Annotated in this window: 7 protein-coding genes and 2 pseudogenes; 3 read left to right on the top strand and 6 right to left on the bottom strand. The window is 32.2% G+C overall.

All coding sequences use genetic code 11. The features are described from left to right. The 4 genes and pseudogenes from JCM14822_RS25430 to JCM14822_RS25245 form a co-directional block, all read right to left on the bottom strand. A pseudogene (locus JCM14822_RS25430) lies at window positions 1-108 on the bottom strand (IS982 family transposase); the annotation flags it as partial. Between the two features lie 74 nt (window positions 109-182). Then, window positions 183-593 carry a hypothetical protein gene (locus tag JCM14822_RS16965; protein ID WP_054743649.1) on the bottom strand — a complete coding sequence of 137 codons (411 nt, stop codon included), beginning with the start codon at window positions 591-593 and terminating at the stop codon, window positions 183-185. 590 nt (window positions 594-1,183) lie between these two features. After that, window positions 1,184-4,722: pseudogene (nifJ, locus tag JCM14822_RS16960) on the bottom strand (pyruvate:ferredoxin (flavodoxin) oxidoreductase). 432 nt (window positions 4,723-5,154) lie between these two features. Continuing rightward, window positions 5,155-5,328 carry a transposase gene (locus tag JCM14822_RS25245; protein WP_408606219.1) on the bottom strand — a complete coding sequence of 58 codons (174 nt, stop codon included), beginning with the start codon at window positions 5,326-5,328 and terminating at the stop codon, window positions 5,155-5,157. 283 nt (window positions 5,329-5,611) lie between these two features. Between JCM14822_RS25245 and JCM14822_RS22115 the strand changes: the two genes are divergently transcribed. The 3 genes from JCM14822_RS22115 to JCM14822_RS16950 all read left to right on the top strand — a co-directional run bounded on the left by JCM14822_RS22115 (window position 5,612) and on the right by JCM14822_RS16950 (window position 7,417). After that, window positions 5,612-6,016 carry an oxygen-binding di-iron domain-containing protein gene (locus tag JCM14822_RS22115; protein WP_242861543.1) on the top strand — a complete coding sequence of 135 codons (405 nt, stop codon included), beginning with the start codon at window positions 5,612-5,614 and terminating at the stop codon, window positions 6,014-6,016. Beyond that, window positions 6,009-6,818 carry a flavodoxin domain-containing protein gene (locus JCM14822_RS16955; protein ID WP_242861542.1) on the top strand — a complete coding sequence of 270 codons (810 nt, stop codon included), beginning with the start codon at window positions 6,009-6,011 and terminating at the stop codon, window positions 6,816-6,818. The genes JCM14822_RS22115 and JCM14822_RS16955 overlap by 8 nt, the downstream gene beginning before the upstream one ends. A gap of 233 nt (window positions 6,819-7,051) precedes the next feature. Next, window positions 7,052-7,417, top strand: coding sequence for a winged helix-turn-helix transcriptional regulator (locus JCM14822_RS16950; RefSeq protein ID WP_054743647.1), 366 nt, complete (start codon window positions 7,052-7,054; stop codon window positions 7,415-7,417). 52 nt (window positions 7,418-7,469) lie between these two features. Here the strand turns inward: JCM14822_RS16950 and JCM14822_RS16945 are convergent, their stop codons facing one another. Together JCM14822_RS16945 and JCM14822_RS16940 are read right to left on the bottom strand one after the other, a co-directional pair. Further along, the gene (locus JCM14822_RS16945; protein WP_054743645.1) at window positions 7,470-8,222 is read right to left on the bottom strand and encodes a hypothetical protein; all 753 of its coding nucleotides are present in this window, start codon (window positions 8,220-8,222) and stop codon (window positions 7,470-7,472) included. 303 nt (window positions 8,223-8,525) lie between these two features. After that, window positions 8,526-8,828, bottom strand: a complete 303-nt coding sequence (locus tag JCM14822_RS16940; protein ID WP_304502437.1) for a protein kinase family protein — start codon at window positions 8,826-8,828, stop codon at window positions 8,526-8,528. Window positions 8,829-9,133: the final 305 nt, after the last annotated feature.

Below are 9,133 nucleotides of genomic sequence, written 5' to 3'. Positions count from 1 at the left end.
GTTTGGAATAATCTTATGGTAAATATCGTCAATGATAACGTAAGAAACTAAAAAGAAATCTTTTAGATTTTCGATTTTATGGACAGAATAATATTTGAGCTCTGACATATGATGTCCCCCTATTTTTGTAATGTAAGGGTAAGATATCATATGATTGGAGCTTATTCTACTTGTAAATTTAACTAGCACAACTCGTTATTATAGCTTCCACCTTGAAATTCAGTACCTAACTTCATGAATGATTTAATCAACTTTAAGAAGACTTCAATACTACAACGATTGCCATAAATTCTTACAATCTCTTGTGAATCTAAGGATAAGTCTGTACTAAAAATAGTTAGCCATTCACGCTTGTTATTTCTGTTTTTTACAAATACTAACTTTACAGGAATTCCTACTTTTGTTTGCACAACAACATCTCCTAAAATATCATCTTTTACATTTTTGGGAAGGAGTGTTCTTAATTCTTTTAGCGTACATTCATGATTTTTATAAAGATATTTTTGTTTGAGTTGCTTTACCATTCCTATAACGTCAAGACCTTCATTCAATATATTTTTGAGCATAGGTTCATTAGTAAACCAAGTGTCCATCAATGATTACATGTCACAATAGAATCATCAAGTATAAAGACATTAACTCTATTAAATACTGTGAGTTTTTTAAGTAAGCTACTATTTTAGCAACAAGAAGTAGTAAAAAAACGGCGCTAGTTAAATGTATTATTGTTCAAGAAACGATAGTAAGTATTTTTAGAAGCGATTTGGTCACCTTTTTAGAGCCAAGGAATGAATAAAGATTCTTACCTTGAAAAAACATTATAAGCTGAAATACCAGTACTTTTAGTAATATCAGATTGACCAAGAAGCTTAGCAATTTGTAACGATTTGAAAGCTTGAATGTATATATACACCTTTCTTATTTGGAATGTTTTGTGGTAATTATATTTTATCAAACAAAAGGTGTATTTTTATCTATAGACCTAAATTTTTTCACTCAAGCCAAAGTATATCGTTAAAAAACATAATTTTACTGGTAGGAAAGTTGAGTTAATCTATATATTTCCTCACACTAAAGTTGAATGCTTTATACAATTTATAATACGTAAAAAGTATATATTATATGCATAATAAAAAACTGTAGTATGTGTTTTTCACATGCTACAGTTTTTATTATGCATATATTAAAATTCTTGTGCTGCTAAACGTTTGTAGTTTGCTAAACGATCTTTTGCTTGTTTTTCAGCCATTTGGAACATTTCTTCAGCTTGCTCTGGATATTGTTTTGCAATAGCTGCATAACGTACTTGTCCCATAATAAATTCTCTAAAGCTTTCTGTTGGCTCTTTAGAATCTAAAATAAATGGATTTTTACCTTGTTCTTCAAGAAGTGGATTATAGCGGTATAAATGCCAGTAGCCTGATTTCACTGCGTCACCCATTGTAGCAATTGATTTACTCATTCCACATTTAAGTCCATGACTAATACATGTTGCATAAGCAATGATAATAGATGGTCCTTCATATCTTTCAGCTTCAAGCATAGCTTTTACAAGTTGGTTTTTATCTGCTCCCATTGCTACTTGTGCAACGTATACATTACCATAAGCCATCATCATACGACCTAGATCTTTTTTACGTGTACGTTTACCTGATGCAGCGAATTTTGCCATAGCTGCCATTGGTGTTGATTTAGATGCTTGACCACCTGTATTTGAATAAATTTCTGTGTCAAATACTAAAACATTAATATTTTCACCTGAAGCAAGAACATGATCAAGACCGCCGTAACCGATGTCATATGCCCATCCGTCACCACCAATGATCCATTGTGAACGTTTTACAAGGTAATCTCTTCTTTCTTCTACTTGTTTAAGTGCTTCTTTCGCTTCCTCTAATGTAATCACATTATGATCAAGGATTGCTTCAATTTCACGACTGTATACTTTTGAAAGTTCACCATTTTCTTTATTTGCAAGCCAATTATTAATGCTTTCCTTAGATACTTCATCAATTGGAAGTGCTGCAACTTCACTTAAACATTCTGCAATACGATCTCTCATTTGATTTACACCAAGCATCATGCCTAAACCATATTCTGCATTATCTTCAAAGAGTGAGTTTGCCCAAGCTGGTCCTTTACCTTCATGATTTGTTGTATATGGTGTAGATGGCGCTGAACCACCCCAAATTGATGAACATCCTGTTGCATTAGCAATCATCATACGATCACCAAAGAGTTGTGTTAAAAGTTTCATGTAAGGTGTTTCTCCACATCCTGCACAAGCCCCTGAGAACTCCATAAGTGGTGTTTTAAATTGGCTATCTTTAACTGTTGTACCTTGTACTAAATCACCTTTATAAGATACTTTTTCTGAAACAGCGAATTCCCAGTTTGGTACTTCTTTTTCTACTTGTGTTGCAAGTGGTTTCATTTCAAGTGATTTTACTTTTGTAGGACAGATATCTACACAGTTACCACAACCTGTACAGTCCATTGGACTTACTTGCATTTTAAATACAAGTCCATCAAATCCTTTTCCTATTGCTTTTTTAGCTTCAAAGCTTTCTGGTGCATTTTGCATTTCTTCTTCTGATACTAATACTGGACGAATACATGCATGTGGACAAACAAATGCACATTGGTTGCATTGAATACATGTATCTACTTTCCATTCTGGTACATTAATTCCGATACCACGTTTTTCATATGCTGCTGTCCCAGCTGGGAATGTTCCATCTTCATAACCATTGAATGCACTTACTGGAAGGTTATCCCCTTCTAAACGATTAATATGCTCTACAATATTTTTAATGAAATCTGGTTTATGACTTACTTTTACTTCTTCATCAGCCGTATCTGCCCAATTTGCCGGTACTTCTACTTTAACAAGTGATGTAAATCCTGCTTCTACAGCTTTGTAGTTCATTTCTACAATGTCTTGACCTTTTTTACCATAAGCTTTTTCAATTGATTTTTTAAGATATGTGATGGCATCTTCTTCTGAAATAATGTTAGCAAGTTTAAAGAATGCTGCTTGCATAATCATGTTAACACGTTTGCCAAGACCAATTTCTGCTGCAATACCTACTGCATCAATTGTATAGAAGTTAATATTATGTTTTGCAATATAGCGTTTCATTTTAGCTGGTAATTTAGCTTCAAGTTCTTCTTGTGACCATAAGCAGTTAAGTACAAAGTTACCTCCATCTTTAAGACCTTTTAATAAATCATACTTATTTACATAAGCTTGTTGTGAACATGCAATATAATCTGCTTCATCAATAAGGTATGTTGAACGAATAGGTTCATCACCAAATCTTAAGTGTGACATTGTAATCCCACCTGATTTTTTTGAATCATAAGCAAAGTAAGCTTGTACATATTTTTCTGTATGTTCACCAATGATTTTAATAGCTTGTTTATTAGCACCTACTGTTCCGTCTGAACCAAGTCCCCAGAATTTACATCTTACTGTGCCTGCATCTGATACACGAAGTTCATCGTTTACTGGAATTGATGTATAAGTTACGTCATCTTCAATCCCTACTGTGAATTGATTTTTAGCTTCTTCTGATTTTAAGTTATCAAATACAGCTTTAATATGTGTAGGTGTTACGTCTTTTGAACCAAGACCATAACGTCCACCAATGATTTCTGGTGCATTTTCAGTTTTAAAGAATGCTGAACGTACATCTAAGTATAAAGGTTCACCTATGCTGCCTGATTCTTTTGTACGATCAAGTACCGCTACTTTTTGTACTGTTTTTGGCATAGTTGCCAAAAATGTTCTGTACTGAATGGACGATATAAATGAACTTTTACAAGACCATATTTCTCACCTTGTGCATTAAGTGCGTCAATTGTTTCTTCAATTGTTTCTGTTACAGAACCCATTGCAATAATCACATGTATTGCGTCTTCTGCACCATAGTAGTTAAATAAACCATAGTTTCTACCTGTAAGTGCATTCATTTTTTGCATATATTCTTCTACGATTGGCACAATATTGTTGTAGAATTTGTTACTTGCTTCTTTTGTTTGGAAGTAAATATCTGTATTTTGAGCCGTTCCTCTTGTTACAGGACGGTTAGGGGAAAGTGCTCTTCCCCTAAATTCTGCAAGTGCTTCTTGATCTACAAGTGATGCATAATCACCATATTCAAGTACTTCTACTTTTTGAATTTCATGTGATGTTCTAAATCCATCAAAGAAGTGGATAAATGGAAGTCTTCCTTTAATAGCTGCAAGATGGGCTACAGGTGCAAGATCCGCTACTTCTTGAACTGAACCAGACACTAACATGACACATCCTGATTGTCTTGTTGCCATAACGTCTTGGTGATCTCCAAAAATTGATAACGCTTGTGCTGCTAATGCACGTGCACTTACATGAAATACCCCTGGTAATAATTCACCAGCTACTTTATACATATTAGGAATCATAAGTAAAAGCCCTTGTGAAGCTGTAAAAGTAGTTGTTAAAGCTCCTGCTTGAAGTGATCCGTGAAATGTTCCTGCTGCACCTGCTTCTGACTGCATTTCTACTACTTTAACTGTTTGTCCAAAAATATTCTTTCTATTTTGAGCTGCCCAATCATCTACTACCTCAGCCATTGTTGATGATGGTGTAATAGGATAAATTGCTGCAACGTCTGTAAACGCATAAGCAACATGTGCTGCTGCTGTATTACCGTCAATGGTCATTAATTGTTTTGCCATGTATATAATTCCTCTTTTCTATGTAATATTAATTTAATAAAAACTTATTTATTACTTTATATAATAGAGATTTTAATTACATTTCAAAGTTTCTTGTAATAAATAATAATTATTAAATAATTTTAATTATACTTATGTACTAAAATAAGTCCAGTACTTTTTAGTACATTTAAATCATAGTCGTTAACTTAATACTAAATTTTTCCAGCAACAATAAGTTATTCTAAATAACCTTCTATTTTAGAATAGGTGTTTTGTCTTAAGCGTTTTTTCATGTAAAGCCAACTTTCCTATTCTTTGAACTAAGTTAGAAAACGTCTCGTAAGTATGTAGTATGATTCTTTTTAGTGTATAAAACTGATATAAATCTATAAGCAGTACTGTGTAAAATCTTTAGATGCTTACGCCTCTCCCCTGATTCTTAAGCATGGTTTAATCTATACCATCATAAAGTGGCATTGTAAGTAATGTTCCTAGAAGTTTCCCATAAAGAATTGCTTCTACATATTTAGTTTTACCTACATACATTTTATTTAGGGAAAATGTGCTTTTTAGAACCTTAAAAAGTAGTTCTATTTGCCATCTTATACAATAAAGTTCTGTAATAATAGATGTATTAAGGGTTGTTAGTAATCATAAGATTCCAATATAAAAGCTGACGATTATATGAGTCAATAAACTCACCATTATTTTGGAGGATTGCCTTTTTAATACGTTTAGTCGCAATCTCATTAGAAAGCTTATTGCCTATTAAGTTAACGCTTATGATATTTAAATTTTTGCTTTTTAATTGACAATACTTCTTTTTAAATTGTAATAATTATTATCTAATATAAAAAATTACAGTTAGTAGACAATAAAGATTCAGAATATTCAAAGCAGTGTTTATATGTCTCGTATTCTATCTATTAATTCCGACTTTTATTGGTTAGGGGCTTTAGACCCAAATCTTCGTATTTTCGACATCGTCATGGAAACTGAATTTGGTACAATTTATAATGCTTATCTCTTAAAAACATCAGAAGGTGGTGTTCTTTTCGAAGCAGTCAAAGATAAATGCTTTGATGAATACTTAGAAAAGATCAAATCGCTTATTTCCTTAGATGAAATCAAATATATTGTTGTAGATCATACAGAACCTGATCATGCTGGTAGTGTTGCTAAATTACTTGAAGTTGCACCACATATTACGGTTATAGGAAGTACTATCGCTATTAATTATCTTACTCAAATTGTTAATAAACCTTTTAAAAACTTAGCTGTAAAAGATAATGAGAGGCTTACTATTGAATAAAACATTTCGCTTCATTAGTGTTCCTCAACTTCACTGGCCAGATACAATGTATACTTATGTAGAAGAAGATAAACTTCTTATTACATGTGATTCATTTGGTGCTCACTATAGTGATGAGCGTGTACTTAAAAGTAAACTCCCAGCTGAAAAAGATGATGATTATGTTTCAGCTTATAAATATTACTACGATATGATTATGGGGCCCTTTAAACCTTTCGTTTTAAAGGCTCTTGATAAGATTCAAGATTTGGAAATTGCTTATATCCGTCCTGGTCATGGGATGATTTTAGACCAATCAAATATAGCCAAATATATTGATTTTTACCATACATGGAGTACACCTGTTACACATGATCCAAGTATTGTTGTTGCCTATGTTTGTGCACATGGCTATACAAGAAAAATGGCGCATGCTATTTGTGAAGGAATCCATGCAAGTGGTTATACAGGAACTGTTCACCTTTGTGATTTAGAAACTGAAACTGTTGCTGATGTTATGACAAAAGTCAATGTAGTTGAAGGACTTCTTCTAGGTTCTCCAACTATTCTTGCTGATGCTCTTCCACCAATCTGGGGGATTATGACTTCACTTAATCCAGTAGTTCATAAACCTCTTCACGTAGGCTGCTTCGGTTCTTGTGGCTGGAGTGGTGAAAGTGTTAAAAACATGGCTGAACGTCTTAAACAACTTAAATGTCCAATGCCTGTTGTACCACTTTCAATCTGCTTCAATCCAAGTGAAACAGAACTTACTGAATGTATTAATTTTGGTAAAGCATTTGCAAATTCACTTATAAAATAATTATTCAGGTTATTACATTGACATGTGACAACCTTCTTTTATTGTATTGATAATAGTTATTTTTGGCAAGTAGATACTTTTTTTATATATAGTGTTAAAAAAGATACTTATATGTTAAAATAGAAATAAGATATCAATTTTATACTTCCATGATTATTTGTATTTTTAATCATCTATTGGAATTTAAATAAAATAAGTATCTTATAAAAACACATACATAAAGGAATTATCTTATGACACTTAATTTACCACAACACAATCAATGTCACCGTAAGGAAAGTTGTGCTCATTATGCATCTTGTCCCATGGTTGTTGTCCATAAACTTATTTCAGGCAAATGGAAAATACTTATACTTTGGTATCTTAGTAATCAAACACTTCGTTTTAGTGATTTAAAAAAGAAATTGCCCGACATTACTCAAAAAATGCTTACCAATCAGTTACGTAGTTTAGAAGAAGATGGTCTTATTTCACGTACTGTTTATCCTATAGTACCGCCTAAAGTAGAATATGCACTGACAGATATGGGTAATCAGATGCTCCCTCTTCTTGAAGGCATGTACGAATACGGTATTACTTATATACAAAATACCAAATAATTGATAATAAAAAACACTGCAAATAAGTTTTCTTTACTTGCAGTGTTTTTTATTAATTATTTATTTCATACATGTATGATCTGCCACGTTTTCCAATACGATTCACCAAGCCTACTTCCAATAAGATATTTAAACTCATTTGAGCAAGCCTCGTCGGAATCTTAGCTGTCTTTGCAAACTCTTTACTGTCAAATTCCTCTGGTAAATCTTTTGGTAAAAGTTTTTGATAATCTGCTGCCTGCTGAATATATAATATTTCTTGTAAAGCAATAGGAATACGATCCTTACGATGTGATCCTCTTTTACGATTCTTGTTCCATCCATTAAGCCGTTTATATTCTTCTACATCTACTAATACTAAGCAAAGTCTAAAATTTTTATGGTTTAAAAACTCTTTAATCCTATAAAGTTCAATAAATGCTTCATAAAAATTTCCTTTTTTAGGTGAACGTCTTCCCCCACTGATTTCCCCAGTTTCTTCATCAACCCAATAAATCCATTTTTGATACGGTATAGGATAAACAATGGTGACTGGATATTGCTCTAAAAAATATGTAAGCTTTGCTCTTAATTTATTAAACTGACGTGTTTGAATTTCTATAATCCCTTGCTGCGTACAAATATCAGCATAATATGTACCCACTTTAATTTCTTGCTTACTTTCATCAGGTTCAAAATAATGTTTTAATACAGCATGCAATGTTTTTTCACTTAAAGTCCCAATGCTCGTTCGTTTTCTTTCGTGAAGCACAATTTTGCCATAGGCTTGTTGAAATTGTGCTTCATGGATTGTTTCTATATTCATGTAATATCTCCTTTTACTTCATATTAAAAATAATTCTACATAGTTAAACTAAATTTTTATTTGCTAGTATATTTATCTTTTAATACACGTTTACCATTTACACTAGCAATTTGATTACTACGTAACTCATATGCTTATCTATTAAAACTTTTTCTTGATCATACATCCCAAAAAGATCCATTTGATTTTGATTTGGAAAATAACACGACACAAGCTCTTCTTCCAATTGTTTTTGACTTTGTAATGTGCTATCAGATAAAATATATTCCACTTCATAACCTTTCTCATTTAAATTTCTTGTGACTAACGTACTGCGGTGACAATCACTTGGTGCTTTTTCCGCACACATAAAAGCAATCTTATAACCTTTTTCAATGCTACGACAAATTTTTCTATTCCCTCTTTAAAAGTACTTAATTGTGCAATTTTAGTAAAATCTAAATATCCTGCTTCATTTAGCAAAATCGAATCCGGACGTATAATGCCAAATCCTTCTTCCATTTGACGATATAAAATTTGATGACTATTTAAAAACTGTTTAATAGGATTCTTATTAAATTGTGGATGAAAAGCTGAATACGCCATTGTGCACACATCAATTACAATATTAATCTTATATCATGTCGTTAACTTAAGACTAAGTTTTTTCCAGCAATAATAAGTTGTTCTAAATAACCTTCTATTTTGGAATAGGTAGTTTGTCTTAAACGTTTTTCATGCAAAGCCAACCTTCATATCCTCTGAATTAAGTTAGAAAACGTCTCGTAAGTATGTAGTGTGATTCTTTTTAGTGTATAAAACTGATATAAATCTACAAGCAGTAATGTATAAAATCTTTGGATACTTACGCCTCTCCCCTGATTCTTAAGCATGGTTTAATCTACACTATCATAAAGTGACATTGTAAGTAA

The organism is Cellulosilyticum ruminicola JCM 14822 (genome assembly GCF_001311925.1).
Lineage (GTDB): Bacteria > Bacillota > Clostridia > Lachnospirales > Cellulosilyticaceae > Cellulosilyticum > Cellulosilyticum ruminicola.
This window is presented reverse-complemented; position numbering and strand designations above follow the sequence as displayed.

Bases quoted from the DNA above. Each gene is read 5' to 3' on its own strand.
- JCM14822_RS16965 (WP_054743649.1), bottom strand. From the start codon at position 593: ATGGACACTTGGTTTACTAATGAACCTATGCTCAAAAATATATTGAAT.
- JCM14822_RS22115 (WP_242861543.1), top strand. From the start codon at position 5,612: ATGTCTCGTATTCTATCTATTAATTCCGACTTTTATTGGTTAGGGGCT.
- JCM14822_RS16950 (WP_054743647.1), top strand. From the start codon at position 7,052: ATGACACTTAATTTACCACAACACAATCAATGTCACCGTAAGGAAAGT.
- JCM14822_RS16945 (WP_054743645.1), bottom strand. From the start codon at position 8,222: ATGAATATAGAAACAATCCATGAAGCACAATTTCAACAAGCCTATGGC.